Annotated in this window: 16 protein-coding genes; 10 read left to right on the forward strand and 6 right to left on the reverse strand. The window is 72.2% G+C overall.

Annotated features, from left to right (window positions below; genetic code table 11):
• Window positions 1-118: 118 nt before the first annotated feature.
• The 3 genes from ACIBM5_RS30540 to ACIBM5_RS30550 all read left to right on the forward strand — a co-directional run bounded on the left by ACIBM5_RS30540 (window position 119) and on the right by ACIBM5_RS30550 (window position 4,045).
• A complete protein-coding gene (locus ACIBM5_RS30540; RefSeq protein WP_396009773.1) occupies window positions 119-1,582 on the forward strand; it encodes an MFS transporter in 1,464 nt (487 codons plus the stop codon).
• A gap of 124 nt (window positions 1,583-1,706) precedes the next feature.
• Window positions 1,707-2,909 (forward strand): cytochrome P450, encoded by a 1,203-nt coding sequence (locus ACIBM5_RS30545; RefSeq protein ID WP_396009774.1) that lies wholly within the window; start codon window positions 1,707-1,709, stop codon window positions 2,907-2,909.
• A gap of 335 nt (window positions 2,910-3,244) precedes the next feature.
• Window positions 3,245-4,045 (forward strand): helix-turn-helix domain-containing protein, encoded by an 801-nt coding sequence (locus ACIBM5_RS30550; protein ID WP_391588335.1) that lies wholly within the window; start codon window positions 3,245-3,247, stop codon window positions 4,043-4,045.
• A gap of 22 nt (window positions 4,046-4,067) precedes the next feature.
• Here ACIBM5_RS30550 and ACIBM5_RS30555 read toward each other — a convergent pair whose 3' ends face one another.
• Window positions 4,068-5,210, reverse strand: a complete 1,143-nt coding sequence (locus tag ACIBM5_RS30555; RefSeq protein WP_396009775.1) for a glycosyltransferase family 4 protein — start codon at window positions 5,208-5,210, stop codon at window positions 4,068-4,070.
• A 980-nt stretch (window positions 5,211-6,190) separates the two neighbouring features.
• Between ACIBM5_RS30555 and ACIBM5_RS30560 the strand changes: the two genes are divergently transcribed.
• The 5 genes from ACIBM5_RS30560 to ACIBM5_RS30580 all read left to right on the forward strand — a co-directional run bounded on the left by ACIBM5_RS30560 (window position 6,191) and on the right by ACIBM5_RS30580 (window position 10,969).
• On the forward strand, window positions 6,191-7,111 hold the full coding sequence (locus ACIBM5_RS30560; RefSeq protein WP_396009776.1) for an aKG-HExxH-type peptide beta-hydroxylase: 921 nt from the start codon (window positions 6,191-6,193) through the stop codon (window positions 7,109-7,111).
• A complete protein-coding gene (locus ACIBM5_RS30565; RefSeq protein ID WP_396009777.1) occupies window positions 7,108-8,343 on the forward strand; it encodes a YcaO-like family protein in 1,236 nt (411 codons plus the stop codon). The genes ACIBM5_RS30560 and ACIBM5_RS30565 overlap by 4 nt, the downstream gene beginning before the upstream one ends.
• 69 nt (window positions 8,344-8,412) lie before the next feature.
• The gene (locus ACIBM5_RS30570) at window positions 8,413-9,261 is read left to right on the forward strand and encodes a class I SAM-dependent DNA methyltransferase (RefSeq protein WP_396009778.1); all 849 of its coding nucleotides are present in this window, start codon (window positions 8,413-8,415) and stop codon (window positions 9,259-9,261) included.
• A 152-nt stretch (window positions 9,262-9,413) separates the two neighbouring features.
• Window positions 9,414-10,661 (forward strand): cytochrome P450, encoded by a 1,248-nt coding sequence (locus tag ACIBM5_RS30575; protein WP_396009779.1) that lies wholly within the window; start codon window positions 9,414-9,416, stop codon window positions 10,659-10,661.
• Window positions 10,662-10,666: 5 nt separating this feature from the next.
• Window positions 10,667-10,969 carry a ferredoxin gene (locus ACIBM5_RS30580; protein ID WP_396009780.1) on the forward strand — a complete coding sequence of 101 codons (303 nt, stop codon included), beginning with the start codon at window positions 10,667-10,669 and terminating at the stop codon, window positions 10,967-10,969.
• Between the two features lie 140 nt (window positions 10,970-11,109).
• Here ACIBM5_RS30580 and ACIBM5_RS30585 read toward each other — a convergent pair whose 3' ends face one another.
• Window positions 11,110-12,054, reverse strand: coding sequence for a hypothetical protein (locus ACIBM5_RS30585; protein ID WP_396009781.1), 945 nt, complete (start codon window positions 12,052-12,054; stop codon window positions 11,110-11,112).
• Window positions 12,055-12,315: 261 nt separating this feature from the next.
• Here ACIBM5_RS30585 and ACIBM5_RS30590 point away from each other — a divergent pair, with 261 nt between their 5' ends.
• The gene (locus tag ACIBM5_RS30590) at window positions 12,316-13,212 is read left to right on the forward strand and encodes a hypothetical protein (protein WP_396009782.1); all 897 of its coding nucleotides are present in this window, start codon (window positions 12,316-12,318) and stop codon (window positions 13,210-13,212) included.
• Window positions 13,213-13,463: 251 nt separating this feature from the next.
• Window positions 13,464-15,197: a DUF885 domain-containing protein gene (locus tag ACIBM5_RS30595; RefSeq protein WP_396009783.1), complete on the forward strand. Its 1,734-nt coding sequence runs from the start codon at window positions 13,464-13,466 to the stop codon at window positions 15,195-15,197.
• Between the two features lie 133 nt (window positions 15,198-15,330).
• On the opposite strand, the gene ACIBM5_RS30600 is transcribed toward ACIBM5_RS30595, so the two are convergent.
• The 4 genes from ACIBM5_RS30600 to ACIBM5_RS30615 all read right to left on the reverse strand — a co-directional run bounded on the left by ACIBM5_RS30600 (window position 15,331) and on the right by ACIBM5_RS30615 (window position 21,962).
• Window positions 15,331-16,164, reverse strand: coding sequence for an arylamine N-acetyltransferase (locus ACIBM5_RS30600; RefSeq protein ID WP_396009784.1), 834 nt, complete (start codon window positions 16,162-16,164; stop codon window positions 15,331-15,333).
• A gap of 111 nt (window positions 16,165-16,275) precedes the next feature.
• Window positions 16,276-16,977 (reverse strand): hypothetical protein, encoded by a 702-nt coding sequence (locus tag ACIBM5_RS30605; RefSeq protein ID WP_396009785.1) that lies wholly within the window; start codon window positions 16,975-16,977, stop codon window positions 16,276-16,278.
• A 184-nt stretch (window positions 16,978-17,161) separates the two neighbouring features.
• Window positions 17,162-19,573: a protein kinase gene (locus tag ACIBM5_RS30610; protein WP_396009786.1), complete on the reverse strand. Its 2,412-nt coding sequence runs from the start codon at window positions 19,571-19,573 to the stop codon at window positions 17,162-17,164.
• A 112-nt stretch (window positions 19,574-19,685) separates the two neighbouring features.
• Window positions 19,686-21,962 (reverse strand): PQQ-binding-like beta-propeller repeat protein, encoded by a 2,277-nt coding sequence (locus tag ACIBM5_RS30615; RefSeq protein WP_396009788.1) that lies wholly within the window; start codon window positions 21,960-21,962, stop codon window positions 19,686-19,688.
• Window positions 21,963-22,025 lie beyond the last annotated feature (63 nt).

Below are 22,025 nucleotides of genomic sequence, written 5' to 3' on the forward strand. Positions count from 1 at the left end.
TCGATTCCGGCACTGGCCCGGGTGCACCACCCGTCCCGTGCCGGACCCCGCGCCGTCGTCTCCCGGCGGCGGCGAAGCGGCCGGAAGCAACGACGACACCTCGATCGGGAGTTCGACCATGTCGACCGACGCAAACACCCGCACCGCCGCGCCCGACGCGGTACCGGCGGCCGAGCCGGAGGCGGACCGGCACGCCCTGATCCGCATGCTCATCGTGGTCTCCGGCATGTTCATGATCACGTTGGACTTCTTCGTGGTCAACGTGGCCATCCCGTCCACCCGCGCGGACCTGCACGCAAGCTCCGCAGCCGTCGAGTTCATCGTCTCCGGGTTCAGCCTCGCCTACGCCGCCTGCATGCTCACCGCCGGCCGACTCGGCGATCTGTACGGCAGGCGTCGGATGTTCGCCCTGGGCATGGTGCTGTTCACGGTCGCCTCGCTGGGCGGCGGTCTGGCACCGGACTCGGGCGTACTGATCGCCGCCCGGGTGCTCCAGGGCGTCGGCGCGGCCGTGATGACCCCGCAGATGCTGGCCATCCTGAACACCTCGTTCACCGGCCCGCAACGCGTGCGCGCGTTCACCGCGTTCGCACTGTCGATGGGCATCGGCGCCACCTTCGGTCAACTCATCGGCGGGGTGCTGATCCACCTGGACATCGGTGGCCTGGGCTGGCGCACCATCTTCCTGATCAACGTGCCGATCGGGCTGGCCTCACTGGTACTGATGCGCCGCTTCATCCCGGAGTCGCACGGCTCCGGTCGGCTCGGCCTGGACCTGCTCGGCTCACTGCTCGGCTCGCTCGGCCTCCTGGCCATCGTCTTCCCGCTGGTCGAGGGCCGCGAACAGGGCTGGCCGGCGTGGTCGTGGGCATGCCTGGCGGCCTCCGTCCCGCTGCTGGCCGGGTTCGCCGTCCGCCAGCACCGACTCGAACAGCGCGACCAGGCACCACTGATCTCGCTGACCCTGTTCCGGGAACGGGCCTTCTCCGTCGGCGTGCTGATCATCCTGGGCTTCTTCGCCGCGATGGCCTCCTTCATGCTCGTGCTCGCGCTCTACCTCCAGGACGGCCACGGCCTGTCGCCGCTGACCACCGGTGTGGTCTTCGGAGCCCTGGGCATCGGCTACGTCCCGGCCGCGTTCGCCGCACCCGCGCTGGGCGTCCGACTGGGCAAGCACGTGCTCACCCTGGGCGCACTGGTGGTCGCGGTCGGATACGGCCTGTTGCTCGCCGCCGTCGCCGGGATCGGCGTCGACGGGCCCTCGGCGTGGGTGATGCCCGGACTGTGCGTGGCCGGCATGGGCATGGCGCTGTTCATCAATCCGGTGACGCCCACCGTGCTCGCCGGGGTCTCACCCAGCCACGCCGCCGCTGCGGCCGGAGTGTTGTCCACCGCGCAGGAATGCGGCAACGCGCTGGGCGTGTCCGCCATCGGTGTGGTGTTCTTCGGCGTGCTGGGCGACGGCCACTCGCTCGCCTACGCGCACGCCTTCGAATGGAGCGTGGCGGTCCTGGCCGGCTTCACCGTCGTGGTGGCGGGCCTCGCCCAACTCCTGCCCGGGCCCGCCGCACAGGAGAGCTGATCGACCTCGGCCCGGTGGCGCGGGACACCCCACCGGGCCGGGGGTCCGCCACCGCACCCGCTCGGCTCGTCCCGTTCGCACCGCAACCGTGCGATCGGCTCCACTCTCCGCGTGAGGAGGCACGATGACCGACACGACCCAGGACACGACGATCCCGACCTGGCCGATGCCCCGATCCTGCCCGCTGCTGCCCCCCGACCGGTACGCCGAGCTGCGCGAGGAACCGCCCAGGCAGGTGCGCCTGGACGACGGCACCCTGGCCTGGCTCGTGACGCGCTACGCGGACATGCGCGCGGCCATGCTCAACCCCTCGCTCAGCGTCGACATCACGCTGCCGGGATTCCCGCTGCGCCTGCCGCTCCCGCCCGACCCGCTGCTGCACTCGTTCCTGCGGCTGGACCCGCCCGAACACACCCGGGTACGGCGCATGGTGATGCCGGAATTCAACAACACGGCCGTGGACGGATATCGGCCGGCCGTACGCGAACTCGTGCAGGGCCTGCTGGACGCCGTGGCCGAACAACCGCAGCCGGTGGACCTGCTGCCCGCATTCGCCTTTCCCATTCCGGCGCTGATGATCGCCCGAATACTCGGCGTACCGGAACGCGATCTGGACGCCTTCCAGGAACAGAATCTGGCGCTGACGCGATGCGATCTGCGCAATGCGGATGCGGTGGACGCGTTCGGCGCACTTTCCGAATATCTGGAAGGGCTGGTCCGGGACAAGGAACGTGAACCGTCCGACGATCTGATCAGTCGCCTGGTGCATTTGCACGTGGCCAAGGGCGAGTTCGGGCGGGACGAACTCGTGGCAATGGTATTGCTGCTTCTGGTCGCGGGCGCGGAGACCACGGCCAGCCAGATCGCGTTGAGCGTGCTGACCCTGCTCCGGCATCCGGAACAGATCCAACCCATGCTCGAACAGCCCGGCCGGCTGGGCAAGGTGATCGACGAACTCCTGCGCTACTGGTCCATCTCGCAGGACAACCAGGTCCGGGTCGCCAAGCGGGAAACCACCCTGGGCGGCGTGCCGATCCGGCCGGGCCACGCGGTGGTCTTCGCGATCTCCGCCGCGAACCACGACGACAGCGTGTTCACCGACGCGGCCCGCTTCGACCCGGACCGGGACGCCCGGCACCACCTCGCGTTCGGACACGGCACGCACTATTGTCCGGGCGCGGCCCTGGCCAAGATGGAGATGGAGATCGCGCTGCCGGCGCTGTTCCGCAGGTTCCCGAACCTGCGCCTGGGCGCCGACCTCGTCGATCTCTCGTTCCGTTACGACACGGTGGTCTACGGCGTCAACGAACTTCCCGTCACCTGGTGATCGACCGGTGGTGCCGCACCGCCGCACCGGACCGACGGCCCCGCCACGCGGTCGACCCCCGAGACCGCACGCCGGGGCCGTCCTCCACCCACCTCGCTGGCAGCCCATGCCCCGCGCCGGTGCCTGCGCGCCCGCGCGGGACCGCGCAAGTGGGGTGGCCAGGCGTCGGAGGCCGCTCCCATGCCTGCGCGCCCGCGCGGGACCGCGTTCCCCGCCGGTGCACACCGCGCCACCCGATACCGCGTTCACCATGCGCGCCGCCGCCCGGGTATCGACAATGGAGCCAGGCGGGCCGGAGGACGCCCGCCGGGAGGACGAGGTAGGGACCAGTGACGGTGACCACGACCCCGCGCCAAACACAGCCCATCGGCGACCTGCTGCGCCAGTGGCGCAAACGTCGTCTGCTGAGCCAACTGGAACTTGCCACCCAGGCGGAGATCTCCCCGCGCCACCTGAGCTTCATCGAGAACGGCCGCTCCGGCCCCAGCCGGGACATCGTGCTGCGCCTGGCCGAGGCCCTGGGGCTGGAACTGCGCGAACGCAACCCGCTGTTACTCGCCGCCGGTTACGCCCCCGTCTACCACGAGACCAGCCTGGAGGCCCCGCACATGGCGGCCGTGCGAGCCATGCTGCGCCAAGTGCTCGCCGCACACGAGCCGTTCCCGGCCGTGGTCCTGGACCGATACTGGAACCGGGTGGAAGCCAACGAGCCCGCCCTGCTCTTTCGTATCGGCGTCTCGGACGAACTGCTGCGCGAGCCGGTCAACCTGCTCCGCCTGAGCCTGCACCCGCAGGGCCTGGCCCCGCTGATCGCCAACCTCGGCGAATGGCGCGCCCACCTGCTCAGCAGGTTGCGCCAGCAGGTGACGATGACCGCCGATCCGGACATCATCAAGCTCTACGACGAACTCGTCGGCTACCCCTGCGACCAGCCGGAGCCCAAGGTCGAACTCCCCGGCCCCGGCGACATCGCCATCCCACTCCGCCTGCACCACGACGGCCGCATCCTCACCTTCTTCAGCACCATGGCCACCTTCGGCACCCCGCTGGACATCACCGTCGCCGAGCTGGCCATCGAGTCCTTCTACCCGGCCGACCCGGAAACCGCGGAGGTCCTGCGCACCACCAAGTGGTAGCCGCGGCACCGGCACCACCGCGTCACGCCGGCCCCGCGCCGCCCACCACCCGCGACGGATCCAGGCCCGCCAACACCACGTCGGCGCGCCGACGCCACGTGTAGCGGTCCAGGACCTGCCGCCGTGCCTCGTCGCCGAGCGAGCGACGCAACTCGTCGTCGCCCACCAGTTCGAGGACGGCGTCCGCCCACGCGGGCGGATCCGCGGGCGGGCGGATCAGGCAGTTCACCCGATCCGTCATCACCTCGTGCAGGACCGGCAGGTCGGAGACGACGATCGCCCGCCCGTGGGACATGTACTCGAACAACTTCATCGGAGACGTCCACCGGCCGGTCTCACCGAGCCTGCCGGTGAGATACACCTTCTCCTCGTACGGCGCCAGGACCACATCGAACAGCGGGAAATAGCCGGGTAGTTCCGCGGGCGGTCGATGCCCGTGGAAGTAGATGTTGGCAAGCGCACAGGACTGCTCCCACCGATCCCGGTCCTCGGGTGTGCCGCCGACCAGGTGGAAGTCCAGGCCCGGGAGCCGCTCGGCGAGGTCGAGGATCAGATCGATGCCGCGCCCGTCGTACAGATGCCCGACGTAGCCGACCCGGGGCACCCCCGCCCGGCCCGGCAGCCGCACCGGCTCGGTCGCGGGGCGGGGCGGGTCGGCGCAGTCGGGCGCGACCAGCACGGCCGCCGGATCCAGCTGCGGGTAGGTCGCACACAGATCGCGGGCGAGCGCCTGCGTGATCACCACGACCCGGGCCAACCGGGGCTCGGCGAGCAGCCGTTGCTCGGTCTCGGGCGGGGAGAGGTCCGTCCGGATCTGGTGCACCTCGTACACGAACGGCGCCACGTCGGCGGCCACGGCGAGGCAGTACGGATCGCGCCCGAAGATCAGATCCGGGACGCCGTCGCGGATCAGCGACTCCCGCACCCGCTCGGCGCGCTGCCGGTATCCGGCGGGGGAGTGCTCCGGTGCCGCGACGGTACGGATGGGGAAGCGATGGCGGACCCCGTAGTACGCGTACGCGTCGTCGGCCGGATAGGTGCCGGGGGCCGCGTAGAGGGTGATGTCGTGCCCGGCCGAGGCGAACGCGTCGCACATGCGCATGACATGGACGTTGTTGGCCCAGTACGAGGGGATGCTGCCGCCGTGCAGGTAGGCGATGCGCATGCCGCCCTCAGCCCTGAACCGGAGCCGGCGGGCACAATCCGCGACGGGCATCGGGAATCGTTCGGGTCGGTGCGATGGGGGCGGGGCTCATCGGCGTCTCCTCGTCCTGGGCGGCGGTGATCCGGCGGTGCCGGCGTGCGCCCGGGGCGGCGACGCCGGGACATCATCACCGGTGATCACCGCGTTGCCAAGAGTGACGCGCGGACAACGGCGAGAACCGGTCGACACCACCCGCCCGGGGCGCCTCGCGGGGCCGGCGAAGACCGGCGCCCGACCCGGACCGCGGGGCGGGACACCGCACTCGCCCGCCCCGGATGCGGGAACCCCAGAACGTCCGAATCCGGGTGTCGCGGCGGCGGACGGAACCCACCGCCCGGGCCCGACCCGCCGCCCCGAGGCGCCGGATCGGGCCGTCGTCGGCGGCTCTCCCGCGGCAATCGCCTCGCCGGGCAGAACCCGCCTCGTGGTTTCCGGCCATTGTTTGTCCGACGCACGGCACCTCGGAGGTCCGGATGAGCCGTTGACAGGCCGCGGCGGATGTGGCCGGCATTCGCGCCTCCCGCCAAAACGGCTGCCGGCCCGCTCGGTTCGGGACGAAGCAGGGTCATCCGCGCGAAATACAAGGGCGTTTCCGGCTGTACCGACTCGACTCCCCACGGAGCGCAACCAGCGGCTACTCCTTGTGCCGATCGTCGTTGCGCGCCCACGATGGCGCTTCCGGTCGTCCTCGTCGACGGCGGGGGAACCGGCGATCCGAAGGGAGTCCGATATGCACGACGACATCGAACTTGTCCCGGAAGACGAACTGCCCGAGCTGGCCTTGATGATCGACATCCCCAGCTGAGGCAACGTCACCGTGTACGACGGGCCGGACGATCCGGCCCGTCGTACACCCCGCATCGGGATCACGAGAGGTACTCGCCATGCGAGTGGAACCGGATGCCGGGCAAAGCGCCGAGGAACGCGCGGTCCTGGCGCGCATGACGCAAACGATCCTGGCCCGAGCCGACCTGACCACCACGCCGCGGGAATCGACACACCCGGCCGTCATCGAGACGGCCCACGTCGCCCAGCGAGTCCTGCACGCCGAACCACCCGACCCACAACGCCTGGAGGCGCTGGGTCGCATGCTCGAACGCGCCAGAGCCGACATCGCCGACCCGCTCCCCGAACTCGCCTGGCCCGTCGACCTCGTGGCCCCGCGGGCACATCTGCAACGCAGCGTGGCCCGGGCCCTGAAGGCCATTCCGAAGCGGGACGACGACACCACGACCCCGCCCGCGTCGACCGTGGTCGCCTGGCGCGACGCGGACACCGACACGGTCCGCGAGACCGCCCGCCTGCTGGCCGACATCTGGCCCGAGGCAAGCGCGGAACTCGGCGAAATCCTGGTGCAGATCGCGCTGTTGGACGGCGCGGCGATCGACGGCTTCACCGACTTCGGCGTGCACGGCGCGGTGTTCATCCGACGCGACCGGCTGGACCGAAGCGCCCACGGACTGCCCGGCCCGATCCGGTTGGCCGAGGCCCTCGTCCACGAGGGAACGCACACCCGCTGCAACGCCGCTACCGTCGCCGCCGAGCCCTTCCTGCGTCGCCTCGCCGAAGACGACGGCCCACTCGTCGCCACCCCGCTGCGCGCCGATCCGCGGCCGCTCACCGGCCTGTTCCAACAGGCGGTGGTGCTGGCCCGGAGCGTGTTGCTGTACCGGCGGCTGCTGGACGCGGGTCCGGCGGCGACCCCGACGAAGGCGGCCGACGCCGTGCGATCCCGGCACGACCTGCTCGCCCGCTCCGCGATCGACGCCGTGGGCACCCTGCGCGAGCACCGCCGCGCGCTCACCGAGCACGGGCTGTCCGTCCTGGAACAGGCCGCCGACGTCGCCGGGACGCACGCGTGACGCCCGCGCCCGGGTGGGACCCGCAGGTGTTCAGCCCCTACGACCGCGGGCCCGACATCGTCATCGCGCGCATCGCCGCCCGCTCGCCGCAATTCGACGCCGTCTGCGCGGCCGGCGAACGACCGGTCGTCGTCGGCAGCGCCGCGGGACATCGCCGCGAACAGGTGGTGACCAGCGCCCGCGGCGAACTCCTGGAGCGCGTCGGCAACATCCTGGCCGGCCGCGAGGCCGAGGCGAACGACGCGGCGCTGGTCGCCGGCTACGCCGAGCTGCGCCGGCGCGGCATCCCCGCACTCGACCCCGCCGCCGCGACCCCCGACGGCTTCGCGCCCACCACGCCCCCGGACGTCGCCCGCAGCACCCGACGGCTGTGGGTGCTCGGGCGCCACGCGCACACCGACGCCGAGATCCATGTGCCCGCCGGCTCGGTCTTCCTGCACCATCGTCCGCCCACCGGCTGCGACCCGGGCCCGGGCGTCGGCTCGACCGGCCTCGCCGCGCACCCCGACCCACAGGCCGCCGCGGACCACGCCGCCTGGGAAGTCCTCGAACGCGACCTGATCCGCCGCAGCTGGTACGGCCTTTCGCCGGCCCCCACCCCGCTGCCCACCGGCGAACCACCCGACCCCCTGGCCAAGCTCCTGACCGAACTCGACGTCACCGCGAGCGTGCTGGACGTCCCGGCCACCCCCGGTGCCCGCTGCGTCGTGGTCTGCCTGCACGCCCCCGACGGCACCCGCCAGACCTTCGGAGCCCGGTGCGGCCCCGACACCGCCATCCCGCCGCTGATCGAGAAGGCGGCCTACGAGGCCCTCATGGTGCGCTGGAGCATGAGCAGCCCGGTGGCCGTGGACACCTGGGCCCGCGGGTGGGGGCGTCACCCGCCACGGACGGCCGTACAACACGCCCTGTGGGCCTACCACCGGCAGGACAGCCTGACCCTGTGGACCAGCCGCACCCACGACGCCCACGGGCACCCCACGCCGCCGCGGCAGCCGGCCGGACGCGCGAGCGCCGACGCCGCGACGACGCCGGTGAATCGACCCGGGCTCACCGCACTCGCCGCCCACACCGACCGTGACGTCATCCTCGTGGACACCACGGCCGGCCCCGCCCGCACTCTCGGCAGCACCGTCATCCGGGCCATCGCCCCGGGCGCGGGCGCCCTGCCCACCGGGCCGGCGCCCGAACAGCACCCACGGAGGGCGTCGGCTCCGCACCCGTTCGGCTGAGCCGACGCCCACCCCCGACCTCCGATCCCCGTCCCCCGACTTCGATCCGCCGCGAGCCGAGGAGCCGCCATGCCCAGGACCGACAGTCCGCCCGCCCGTAGCCCCCGTCCGGCCGGCCCGACGCCCGACCCCGGCGGCGGCGCCAAGCTGCGATCCGCGGGCGCCGCGGAGCCGATCGGCCCGGGCTACGCCGACACCCATGCGGCGGACTACGACCGGTGGTTCGGCAAACCCGGGATCACCGGCGCCACCGTGCAGGCCCTTGCCGACCTCGCCGGCTCCGGACCGGTACTCGAACTCGGCATCGGCACCGGCCGCATCGCCCTGCCGCTCGCCGAACGTGGCCTGCGCGTGCACGGCATCGACGCCTCCGAAGCGATGATCCGGCATCTGCGCGGCAAGCCGGGCGGAGCCGAAATCACGGTCATCACGGGCGACTTCGCCGACGTGGCCACACCCGGCCCGTTCTCCCTGATCTACCTCGCCGGCGGCACCTTCTTCGAACTTCCCGACAGCCGAGCCCAACAGCGCTGCCTCGCCGCCGCCAGGGCCCGCCTGCAACAGCCCGGCGGAGTCTTCGTGTTCGACGCCCACCTTCCCGAAGCCCTCGCGGTCGCCGCCGCATCCGGCGTCCCCGAGGTCGTCGCCGAAACCGACGAACACCTCATCCTGTGCCACCGCAGGATCGACCCGTCCACCCAGACGTACCACTCGCACTACCTCATCCACGAGGCCGACCGCACTCGCCACCTGCGCGTCTCGTTCCACTACGCGTCCCCCGGCGAACTCGACCTGCTGGCGCACCGAGCGGGCCTGCGGCTCAGGCAGCGCCTGGGCTCGTGGGCGGGCGCCCCCTTCACTCGGGACAGCACCTACCACGTCTCCGTCTACGAACCCGCCACCCCGGAGCAACCGTGACCCACCCGGCCCCCGACGAACCCCGCACCCCCACCGCCACCCGGGGCGGCGACGCGACCTCGCCGACGCGAACGCGGGCGAGCGATACCTCCGGCGGCGAGCCGAAGCCCGAACGGGGAACGCGGACGACCGCCGCCTCCGGGGACGACTCGATGTCGCTGCCGCGAACGCGGCCGCCCGTCGTCGCCGGCGGCGATCCCCTCCCCGAGACGCCCACCCACCCCGCCCCCGGCCGGGTCTTCCCCTTCCCACACCGCGACGGGCTCGACCCCATTCCCGAGTTCGCCGCCCTGCGCCGGGACGCCCCGTGCGTCCGGATCCGACTCCCCAGCGGTGACCGGGCCTGGCTGGTCACCCGCTACGCGGACGTGCGCCTGGTCCTGGGCGACCCGCGCTTCAGCCGCACCCGCGCCACCCGGGGGAGCGGCCCGCGGATGGCCGACGTCCCCACGCTGGCCGACTCGATCCTGGCCGCCGATCCGCCCGAACACACCCGCCTGCGCAAACTCGTCGCCGCCGCCTTCACCGCGCGCCGCGCCGAGGCCATGCGACACGACATCGCCCGCCTGGTCGACGGCCTGCTCGACACGGTCAGCGCGCACGGCCGCCCGGCGGACCTGGTGCCGCTGTTCACCCGACCCCTGCCCCTGGCCGTCATCTGCGACCTCCTCGGCACCCCGCGCCACCACGGCGACCGGCTGGATGCCTGGTGCGACGCGCTGCGCAGCCTCACCGCGATCCCCGACGCCGCCGTCACCCTCGCGGTCGCCGAGATGACCGGCTACATGGCCGACCTGATCGCCGACAAGCGCCGACACCCGGCCGACGACATGCTCAGCGTCCTGATCTCCGCCCGCGACGACGAGGACCGCCTCACCGAGGACGAACTGATCTCCTTCTGCGTCGTCCTGCTCGCCGGTGGCTACGGCACCACGTCCGACCGCCTGTCCGGCATGATCCATCTGCTCCTGGCCGCCCCCGAGCGCTACCGGCACATCCTCGACAGGCCCGAAACCATCCCCACCGCCACCGAGGAACTCCTGCGCTACGCGCAGACCAACGTCCAGGCCAATCTTCGCGTGGCGACCGAACCACTGACCCTCGCCGGCGTCGAGATCGCCGAGGGCGACGCGGTGATGGCGATCAACTCGTCCGCCAACCACGACGAATCGGTCTTCGACGCGCCCGAGATCCTGGACCTCACCCGAACCCCCAACCCCCACCTGGGCTTCGGTCACGGAGTGCACCACTGCGTGGGCGCCCAACTCGCCCGCGTGCAACTCCAGGAAGCCCTCACCGCGTTGACCCGCCGCTTCCCGACCCTGCGCCCGGCAGCACCCGTCACCTGGAAGTTCGGTCTGAAGACCCGAGCCCCCCGAACCCTCCCGGTCAGCTGGTGACGCCGATGCCCACCCCGAAGCCCCCGGTTCCGCCCCCGAACACGCCCGCCCCGGGCCCCACCCACGGGCACATCGAGATCGATCTCGACCTGTGCATCGCCTCGGGCATCTGCGCGGCCACGGCCCCCACCCACTTCGCGCAGGGCGCCGACGGACGGGCCCGGGTACGCTCCGACGCCCCACCCACGACCGCCCGGGCCGAAGACGCCGCCGCGCTGTGCCCCGTGGAAGCCATCACCCTCGCCCGAGCCGACACCCCGCATGCCGACACGCCGCATGCCGACACGCCGCGTCCCGACACCCCGTAGCCGCCCCGACCGCCGCAGCGCCGGGGAACCGCACCGTCCGGGAGCCGTCTTTGCCGCCTACCCCTCTACTGCCGAACCCGCCCACGCGGAACCCGCCCACGCGGAGCGCGTGTTCGCGGCCTCCGCGTGGGCGGACCGAATCAGCGCTTGCGCTCGAACTCGTACACGGTGGCGCGCGCCGCACAATCACGCGGCGGAATCATCTCCACCCGCAGGACACCCGTACGCCGGTCGTAGTCGTCGCCCTCGGTCTCGAAGTCGGCCGGAGCGCCGGGACATGCGCTCAGCAGGGGCAGCGCGCCGAGCGAAGTGACATGCCCGGTCACCGTCTTGCCGTTCAGCGCCTTCTTCAACTCGATCTGCAGCAGCGGCTTGGCCACGGGGAACAACTTCGCGTCGGAGTCGTCCGACGCACACACCAACCGCTTCGCGTCCAGGAACGTGCAGCCCTGGATGTCCTTGACCGGCCGGTCCAGCTCGATGGTGGCCGCAAGCGGGAGGGTGCCGCCGGTCTGCGGCGTGGCCCCGTTCAGCATCGGCGTGGGGAAGACGAGCAGCCGATTCATCGTGTCCCACTCGCCGGAGACGAGCCAACGGGAGTCGGGGGAAACCGCAGCGAAGGAGTTGTTCATCGCCTCACCCGCAGCCAGCGGGTGCACGTACTCGTAGGCGTCGCCCGCCGGTGTGGTCACCCGGAACATCTTGGCGGTCGCGTCCCCACCGCCCTGATAGGCATCGAACACGTAGCCGCGCGAGGAGTCCGGGTCACCGATGTGCCCCCAGCCACGCGCCCGCACGTCCGCCGGAATCGAGGTGTTCCCGGCGTAGTACGTGTAGGGCTTCCCGCCGTGCGGTCGCACGCCGGCCAACCCCTGGGCCTGGGACTGTGCGTCGATCTCGTACTTTCCGACCGGCTTCCACCCGGCGACAGCGGACGGGAACGCCGCCCCCGCGCCCTCGGCACCCGCAGTCTCCGCCGCGTGCGCGGTACCCGCGAGTCCGCCGCCGGCACACAGCGCGACACAGACCGCGCCGACCGACGTTCCTCGCCATACCGCCCGCAGACCCTTCGCGACCAGCCTCATACCCACCGAACTCCTCAACCGCGCCGATCCTGAACCAATGTGTCCGAACGCCAAGACGATGACGCAGAACTGTGTCCGCCAGACGCCCCCCACCTGAACACCCACGAACCAGTTCCCAACGTTCCGAAATGCACCCGACCGGCCGGGGCGGGGTGTGTGCGTGCGGCCGAGGGCTCATTGATCATGGGGAGGGTCGGTCGCCCAGTCGCCCAGTCGTTCGCCCGCCCGTCCGCCCGTCCGTCGTGCCGAGGGAGAGAGCCCATGACGCGCAGGGGTTCACATACGAGTGCCCAGAAGGGTCATCCCTTCGGTCGTCGGCCCACGGGTGGGTGGTCCGACGTGGTGTGGGACTGGTCCAAGTCCGGCACCCGCCATGCGGCCCGGAACCGGTTGATTCGGCGGCTGCCCGGTGTCGGGTCGGCGACGGCATACCGGTTCGGGCTGGTGGAACGGGCCCACTACGCCTACGGCGTGCGTCGGGCCACCGAATCGGCCGCGCGCCTGGGGCATCGCGGCGTGACGGTGGTGGAGTTCGGGGTGGCCGGCGGCAACGGGCTGCTGGCGCTGGCCGAGCACGCCCGCTACTACGCCGCCGCGACGGGCGTCACGGTGCGGGTGGTCGGCTTCGACGGCGGAGTGGGCATGCCGCCGGCCAGGGATCCCCGGGATCTGCCCTACCTGTTCGGCCCCGGCTTCTACGCCATGGACCACGACCGCCTGCGTGCCCGGCTGGGCGAGGCGGAGCTGGTGATCGGCGACCTCGCCCACACACTGCCCGACTACCTCGACACCCATTCGAACGAACTGCGCGATCACCCGGTCGGGTTCGTCGCCCTGGACCTGGACCACTACACCTCGACGACAACCGCACTGGAACTCTTCCGCCGCCCCGGCCACGAACACCTGCTGCCCCGGGTCACCTGCTACCTCGACGACCTCCCGGGCACCGTCGAGCACATCGGTGAGGCCGCCGCGATCGCCGACTTCAACACCGCCCATCCGGACCGAGCGATCGGCCGAGTCCTGGGCCTGCGCGCCTTCACCCCCTTCGACCCACCCTGGGCCGACCAGATCTACGTCCACCACCGCCTGAACCATCCCGACTACGCAACGCTGGAAGCCGGCGCCACCGGAGACCAACTCCCGCTCGCACCCTGACAATCGGAAGAATTCGGCACGGCATCACCGCGGCCTCGCCGCGACACCACCACTGCGCCCCGCTCGTTCCGACACTCGCAAAACGCCCCCGAGAACGCCCCCGATAGCCCGACCGGTCAGCGAACGGCCCGGCCGGCCCGGCCCCCGGGCACATCCGCGGGACCGATCGAGCAAGGCTCCCTCGTGACGAGGAACGACGTGAGGCGCCAACCCGAGTGACGCCGACACCGTTGTCGTACGAGGATGTCCACATGTCAGACACGAACGCCCCGCTGCCCCGTCGGCTAGCCGACCTGTACGTCGACGAGCTCATCGCCCTCGACCCGATCACCGGAACCTACCTCGGCGTCCCGGAGAGCTCCGCCAAGCTGCCCGACCTCTCCCCGGCCGGACGGGAGGCGCGCGCCGACCTCGCGCGGGCCACGCTCGCCGAGCTTGCCCGAGCCGAGCAGCAGCCGGGCGCGGACGGCGATATCGAGCGGCGCTGCGCCCGACTGCTCCGCGAGCGGTTGATCGCGGAACTCGCGGTGCACGATGCCGACGAGGGCCTGCGAGCCGTCGGCAATCTCGGCACGCCGCTGCACGACGTCCGCGAGGTGTTCTCCGTGACTCCCGCGGAGACCGTCGAGGACTGGGCTGCGATCGCGGAGCGTCTGCGTGCGGTGCCGGACGCGCTCGACGGCTATCGCGCGTCGCTCGCCCTCGGCCTGGAGCGCAAGTTGTACGCGGGTCCGCGCCCGACCGCGACATGCATCACCCAGCTCGGCGAGTGGGCCGACACCGGCAACGGCCGCGGCTGGTTCGAGGACTTCGCCGCCGACGGCCCGGACGCCCTGCGTACCGAACTCGACGAGGCCGGACGCGCCGCCACCGCCGCCGTCGCGGCACTGCGCGACTGGATGCGCGACGTGTACGCCCCCGCCGTCGCGGACGCCCCCGACACCGTCGGGCGCGAGCGGTACGCGCGCTGGTCGCGCTTCTTCAACGGCACGGACTTCGACCTGGACGAGGCGTACGCGTACGGCTGGGCGGAGTTCCACCGCATCCTCGGCGAGATGCGCGAGGAGGCCGAGAAGATCCTCCCCGGCGCCGAGACGCCCTGGGTCGCACTCGCCCACCTCGACGAACACGGCACCCACATCGAGGGCGTCGACGAGGTACGGGCATGGCTGCAAACCCTGATGGACCAAGCGATCGACCACCTCGACGGCACCCACTTCGAACTCGCCGAGCGGGTACGCAGGGTCGAGTCGTGCATCGCCCCGCCCGGGAGCGCCGCCGCGCCGTACTACACGCAGCCGTCGGAGGACTTCACCCGTCCGGGCCGCACGTGGCTGCCGACGATGGGCCGCACCCGCTTCCCGGTCTACGACCTGGTGTCGACCTGGTACCACGAGGGCGTCCCCGGCCACCACCTCCAGCTCGCGCAGTGGACCCACATCGCCGGCGACCTGTCCCGCTACCAGGCCACGGTCGGTGTGGTGAGCGCCAATGCCGAGGGCTGGGCCCTGTACGCCGAACGCCTGATGGACGAACTGGGCTTCCTCACCGACGCCGAGCAGCGCCTGGGCTACCTGGACGCCCAGATGATGCGGGCCACCCGTGTCATCGTCGACATCGGCATGCACCTGGAACTGGAGATCCCCGCGGACTCCCCGTTCCATCCCGGCGAGCGCTGGACCCCCGACCTGGCACAGGAGTTCTTCGCCGCGCACAGCAGCCGCCCCGCCGACTTCGTCGAGAGCGAGCTCACCCGCTATCTGACCATCCCCGGCCAGGCCATCGGCTACAAGCTCGGCGAACGTGCCTGGCTGCTGGGCCGCGAGAACGCCCGCCGCGCCCAGGGTGCCGCCTTCGACCTGAAGTCCTGGCACATGGCCGCCCTGTCCCAGGGCTCGCTGGGCCTGGACGACCTCACCGACGAACTCTCCTCGATCCCGGCCTCACCGACCCCACCATCGGCATCCCCCCGGTCCACCCGGTAACACCGCGGCCGGTGGCGTTGCCGGGGTAAACCCCTACACCGGCAACGCCCCGGTGCCCGCGCGGACTCCGGCTCCAGCCGTGATCCGCCGAACGCTGCCCGGAGGGGGCCGGGCATCGGGGCATGCGGTGCGCTCACGCCTGTGCTGTGGCTGCCTCGGCGGCTCGTTCGAGGAGGCGTTGTTCCTCGTCCGGCGTGAGCGGGACCTCCAGGACGCGCAGCCAGTGGGCGAGTTCACCGTCGCGGAGGAGGCGGTGCTCGGTGGGCGCATCGGCCCGGCGGATCGTGAGTGCGGCGTGCGTGACGGTGACGTGCCGGTCGGGCAGGTGGCGGGTGACCATCAGCGTGCGCATGAAGTGGGACGTCGGATGGGTGCTCGTGTAGTGGTGACCCATCTCCACGTCGACGGGCAGCACGCCCAGTTCGTCGGTGGTGTGCATCATCAGCCAGCCGTTGTCGCGCCAACGACGCATCTGCCACCCGTCGTCGGTGTGGTCGATCCGGTAGCGCCAACCGAGGTGGTCGTCCTGGGTGCCGTGCGTCAACGGGATCGGGCGCAGCACGCTCATCCCGAATCCCGGGTCGCACAGCAGCCGCTGCCCGTCCAGCACGACCTCGACGACCATGTGGGTCCGGCCCTGGAGGCTGCCGTCCGCCGGATCGCCGACGCGCGCGAGACGGCGGCGGACGTCGTAGCCCAGCCGCTCCAACACGGCCGCGAGGAGCGTCGAGTGCTCGAAGCAGTAGCCGCCCCGACCTCGGCCCACGAACTTCTCCTGCACGGCCGCCAGGTCCACTCCGCCGGGCTGCCCGAGGAACACGTCGATGTTGTCGAACGTGAACGTCCGGACGTGCGCCTCGTGCAACTCGTCCAGCACCTTCCGCGCCGGTGCCCGCGCCGGAAGGCCGAGCCGCGCGAGGTAGCCGTCGAGGTCGACGCCGTCCACCTGCCAAAGGTCAGTACTCACGCACTCAGTCAACCAGTGCCCGGCTCGCGCCTGCATCGAGGGTGCCGGCGAGTGCCTCGGCGGCGTTTCGCGTGACGGGTCGCCGCCGGTACGGAGGGCACAACGTCCTTGTCACGGACGAGGGTTCGCGGTCGGGATGGCCGGCGGGCTGCCGTCGAGGACCGGTCGGGTCGGCATCGACGTACGCGGCACCTCGAAGCGGGCGAGCCGGGTGTAGGGAGCCAGGCATTCCGGCGGGGCACTGCGGTCGGGGAGGCGCACGTCGAGGGTGAGCCGGCTCCCGTGTGCGTACAGCCGGGCGCCCTCGGGGTCGAGACAGCCCGCGTCGACGGTCACGGTGACCACCACGTTGCGGGCGAAGTCGGTTGCGGGGGCGGGTTCGGCGGGGCGCTTGGTCGGGTTGCCGGCGAACACGCCGGCCAGGACGTCCGCGTCCTGTTGTGCCGATTCGGCGACGGCGAACACCTTGGGCAGGCCGCGGGCGTCGGCGAAGGAGACGGTCCGCGTGTCGAGGCGGCCGTCGGTGGGAGTGGCGGGGGCGCCGGTGCCCGGCGGTGCGGTGTTCGGGGTGGTCGGCATCCCGGTGGGGGTGGCAGCGGGTGGGGTGACGGTCGGGACGACGGGAGTGGTGACCGGTGGGGTGATCGGTGTCTCGGACGCCGTCCGGATCGGTTCTCCCGCCGTCGGCTCGTCGTCGTCACCGCGTGCGAGCAGGAACCACAGCCCGACCCCGATGCAGACGGCGGCGATCAGCGCGGCGATGACGACGTAGGTCGTCCGTGCGGTGGGTGGTCGCTCATTCGACTCGGCCATGGTGATGTGACGTCGGCGCCCGACGTTCGGTTCCCGCGTCGACACGCTCGCCGTGAAACGTAACGGGGCACCGCACCGGCCGGTGGTGGACGGCGGTCCTCATCGCTCCCCGGGGGACGCCGGGTGGGCCGGCGGCGGGAGATCGCCCCGGCAGGGCGGCCCCGACGCGGGTGCTCATCGGCGATCACCCGCCCGCGTCGATCGCGGTGAGCCGGAATCCGTGTCCGACGAACACCGTGCCCGCGCCCGCCGCCAGGACCGGGGTGACACCGGCTCCGGTCAGGGTCGGGAACGGGTGCTTCCACCGGGTCGTGCCGGTGGCCGCGTCGACCGCCCACAACGTTCCGGTGCCGGCCGCGACGTAAACGTTGCCGAAGTCGTGGCGAACCCAGACGTCTCCCGTCGCGAACACCGGCAACCTCGTGGACCCGCCGGGAATCGAGCTGCGCCAGCGCAGTGCGCCCGTCTTTGCGTCGAGGCAGAAGAGCGTGGTCTGCGTGGTGGCGAAGACCGTGCCGCCGTCGGCGTCCGAGGTGCAGTCCGTGAAGCTGTCGTCGGCCGCGGTGGCAGGGAAGGCCCACACCTGCTTTCCGCTGCCCGGCTCGACGAGGTAGACCTGATCCGCGCAGTAGACGAACCCGCCGCCCGCCCAGCAGACGGGGACCCGCCGCCCGGTCGGGGCGACGTACCCGGTCGACTCCGGCGGCAGCGGTCGCGTCCAGCCGCGTGCGCCCCGGCGTGCCGAGTCGAGCGTCGTGAGCCTTCCGTCCCGGCCGAGTTCGCCGTCGCCGTGCAGCAGCAGGTCCGGGCCGTGCGGGGGGACGAACAACCCGGTGATGTCCTCGCCGACGGTCTCCCACACACCGGTTCGGGTCTCGAGATCGACGGCCCATACGAACCTGGGGGGAGGTATCTCGGAACCGCCGTTCACCGAGCCGGTCACGAAGGCGATGCCGTCGACGACGCCGGAGACACCGAAGGGGAGCCACTCGCGACGCGGGAGCGGGAGCCTCCACAACTCCGTTCCGGTGTCGGGTCGGACGGCGCTCAGCAGGTACTGCCGGGAGGCTGTCCCGGTGCCGGTGAGATAGACCGCACGGTCGTCTCCGGCAGCGAAACCCTGGTGTTTCGTCCCATCCACGACCACGGGCAGTGTCCACCGCGGTCGGCCCGCGACGGTGTCGAAGGCATCCCGGCCGTTCGTGCCGGCGGCGATGACCGAACCCCCGTACACGGCCACGTCGGAGATCGGGCCACCCGCCTTGACCGTCCACTTCGCCGCGGCCGCGGGTCCGTCGAGGACGCCCTTCCTGCCGGTCGGCGCCGGCAGCGGCGGGTGCGCGACGACCGGGGGCGGTGCCGGGACGGCGGGCGGTGTCGCGGATCCGGAGGCGGCATCGGCCGGTGTCGCGGCTGCCTTGTTGCCCGAACCGTCGTTCCCGGACAGCAGGACGGCCGCCGTACCGCCGGAGACCGCCACCGCCGCGCTCGCGGCGAGGCCGCGGACCAGCCACCTGCGCGAGGGCTCTCGGCGGACCGGTGCCGGCGGGCCGTGCGGCGCGGGCATCCCGGGCGGCGCGGGAGCGGACTGCGCGGGCTGTTCGGCCGGCGCCATGGTCGACCGGGTGATCGTGGGCGGGGCCTGGTGCCCGGTCGTGCGCTCGCTCGTCGGGCCGTACGAAGCCGGCAGCCCCGTCGGGCCGTACGAAGCCGGCAGCCCCGTCAGGACGTCGGCCGCGCGGCCGACGTCGCGCGTCACCGCGTCCGGCAACCAGCTCCGGGTGTGCGGATGGACCCCTTCGCGGCTGACGAAGTCGATGAGCGCGTGCGGCGTCGGACGCCGCACGGGGTCCTTGTCCAGGCAGGCCGCCACCATTTCCCGGAGGGAGGGCGGCAGCGAGGCGGTGTCGGCCTGATCGCCGACGACGCGCCTGAGCACGGCGACGGGTGGGCCACTGCCGAACGGCCGCTGCCCGGACGCCGCGTACAGCATCGTCGCGCCCAGCGCGAACAGATCGCTCGCCGCGGTCACCGGCTGTCCCAGGGACTGTTCGGGCGACATGTAGCCCGGCGATCCCACGATGGTGCCCTCCCGGGTGAAGGAGGTGCCATCCAGTGCACGGGCGATGCCGAAGTCGATGACATGAGGGCCGTCGAGTGCCAGCAGGACATTGCCCGGCTTGAGATCGCGGTGCACCACGCCCGCCGCGTGGATGCCGACCAGCGCCTCGGACAGTCCGGCCAGCAGCATGCGCAGCGACGGCTCGGGCAACGGGCCGTGGCGCCGGACGGCGTCGTGCAGCGACAGGCCGGAGACGAACGCCGTTGCCATCCAGGGCGGGTCGCCGTCCGGGTCGGCGTCCACGACCGGCGCGGTGAAGGCACCGGACACCCGCCGCGCGGCCGCCACTTCGGCGCGGAACCGGTCCCGGAAGTGGTCGTCGGCGGCGAAGTCGGCGCGGATGACCTTCACCGCGACAGCGCGTCCGGCGGCGGAGCGGCCCAGATAGACCTTGCCCATCCCGCCCGAACCGAGCGGGAGAAGCAGGACATACGGGCCGACCCGCTTCGGGTCCGAGGCGTCGAGCTGTTCCATGGACGGCCGCCATCACCTTCATGTTCGTGAACTCCCGGGCAGTGGCGGGGGGTTCGGGTATCGATCGTGGTACCCGCGCAGGTCGCCCGGGTCGCGCGGGTGGGGTCGGCGGCTACGCCCCGCTCGCGGCGATGACGACCAGCGAGGTGCCGTTGGCACTCCACACGCGGCCGCCACCGACCGCCGTCGACGGGACGGTGATCGAATCCTGGACGGGATCGCTGTACTTCCACCGGCCCATGCCGGTCTCGGCGTCCACGGCCCAGAGGTTCGTCCGGTCGTCCGCCACGTACACATTGCCGTCCGCGACCCGGATCCCGGCCGAGGCCGGGCTCTCCTTGAGCGAACCGTCTCGCGGGGCGGTGGCCCACTTCGGTTCTCCGGTCGCCGCGTCGAGGGTGACGAGTCCGATCGCGCAGGTGACGTACACCGTTCTTTCGTCCGGGCTCGCGACCGGTGCGCCGAAGGCGTCGTATCCGTTGCGGGTGGCCTTGAAGGTCCACCGCGGCCTGCCGCTGAGCGGGTCGACCGCGGTGATCGAGGTTCCCGCGTACACGTAGGCGCCGCCGGCGAAGCACGCCGTCGCGTGCGTCCAGGTGCCGAAGGAGCCGCCGGGCACCGGGTTTCGCCAGCCACGCCTGCCGGTCGCCGGGTCGAACACGACCACTTCGCCGTCGAGGCCACCGCGGCTGCCGGCACCGCCCACCAGGATCATCGTCTCGGTCGTGGGTGGTATCAGCAGCACCGCCGTCACATCCTCGCCCGATTCCTGCCAACGGGTGCTGCGTGTGCGCGTGTCGACGGCCCACACGAAACTCCGGGGCGTTCCGCCGCCGGAGGGTTCGATGCTGCCGGAGACGAACGCGGTGTCGCCGACGAGTCCGGCGACGGTCTGCGGATACCACCCGGCGGCCGGGGCCCCCACCGACCACAGGAGTTTCCCGGTCGCGATGTCCACGGCGTGCAGGCCCTTGACGGGCGGCGACCCGGCACGCCCGCAGAAGTGGAGGATGCCGTTGCGGACGACGCCGGGCCGGTGCTTGGACCCGCCGGCGGTGGTCGCTCCGATCGGCGCCCAGCGGACTCTGGCGTTCAGGTCCAGGCCGGTCGCGTCGAGCAGGCCGAAGGCGACCAGGACGTCGCCGCTCAGGACGAGGCCGGTGCACTCGGCGGCGAGGTCCGGCATTTTGCGGACGACGGCGTCGGGTGCGGTGAGCGGCGTCGTCCGGAGGGCGGCCGGGGTGCTTGTCGGACCGGGCTTGGACGCGGTGTTGCGGCCGGTGGGTTCGCCGCCGCCGTTCGGCGTCAGCAGGACGGCCGCGGCGACACTCCCCGTCACCGCGACGGTGCCCGCGGCGCCGACGAGCAGTGCGCGGCGACCGATCGTACGGGTACCCCGAGTCGATGGCTGCGCCGGCAGCGCGGGCGGGGGCCAAGGGAACGGCGGTGCCGGAGGTATCTGCACGGGCGTGACCGGCGAGGTCGGTGGTATGTGCCCGGGAGCGGTGAGGATCGACGAGCGGACCGCCAGGATGTCGGCGGTCGGCGACGCGGGCAGCCAACTCCCGGCGGACACTTCGACGCCCTGCCGTTCGATGTCCGCGACCACCCGGGCCGGATCGGGCCGCGCCGCGGGATCCTTGGCCAGGCAGCGCAGGATCAGTGCGCGAAGCGGCTCGCCGAGTTCGGCCAGGGGCGCGTGGTCCGGCTCGGTGCCGGCGACGCGGAACATCAGCGCGGCGGCGTTGCCGCTCCCGAACGGCGGCAGACCGGTCGCGGCGAAATACGCGGTGGCGCCCAGCGAGAAGACGTCGCTGATCGGGGTGAGCGGCCGGTCCAGCGCCTGCTCCGGCGACATGTACCCGGGCGAGCCGACCACCGCGCCGCTGCGGGTGTGCGAGGTTCCCTCCACCGCCCGCGAGATGCCGAAGTCGATGACGTGCGGTCCGTCCAGCGCGAGCAGGACATTCGACGGTTTGAGGTCGCGGTGGATCAGGCCGGCGGCGTGCACGTTCCCGAGCGCCTCCGCCAGCCCGGCGACCAGCATGCGCAGCGATGCCTCGGGCAGCGCCCCGTGCCGGGCGACCGCGGTGTGCAGGGGGATGCCGGGCACGAACGCCGTGGCCATCCAGGGGACCGGAGCGTCCGGATCGGCGTCCACGACCGGGGCGGTGAAGGCACCGGAGACCCGCCGGGCGGCAGAGACTTCCTGCTCGAAGCGGGCCCGGAACACCGGGTCGTCGGCGAGTTCGGGACGGATCACCTTCACCGCGACCGTACGGCCGCCGGGCGAACGCCCCAGGTACACCTTGCCCATGCCCCCGGCGCCGAGCCGGCCGAGCACGGCGTACGGTCCGACCCGCCGCGGATCGGCGCCCGACAACTCCATGGTTCCCCTCTTCTGCGGCGGGTCGCCACAATACCTACTCGATGATCATCGTGCGCCGTCCCC

The sequence above is a fragment of the Embleya sp. NPDC050493 genome, assembly GCF_044458105.1.
In the GTDB taxonomy this organism is placed as follows: domain Bacteria; phylum Actinomycetota; class Actinomycetes; order Streptomycetales; family Streptomycetaceae; genus Embleya.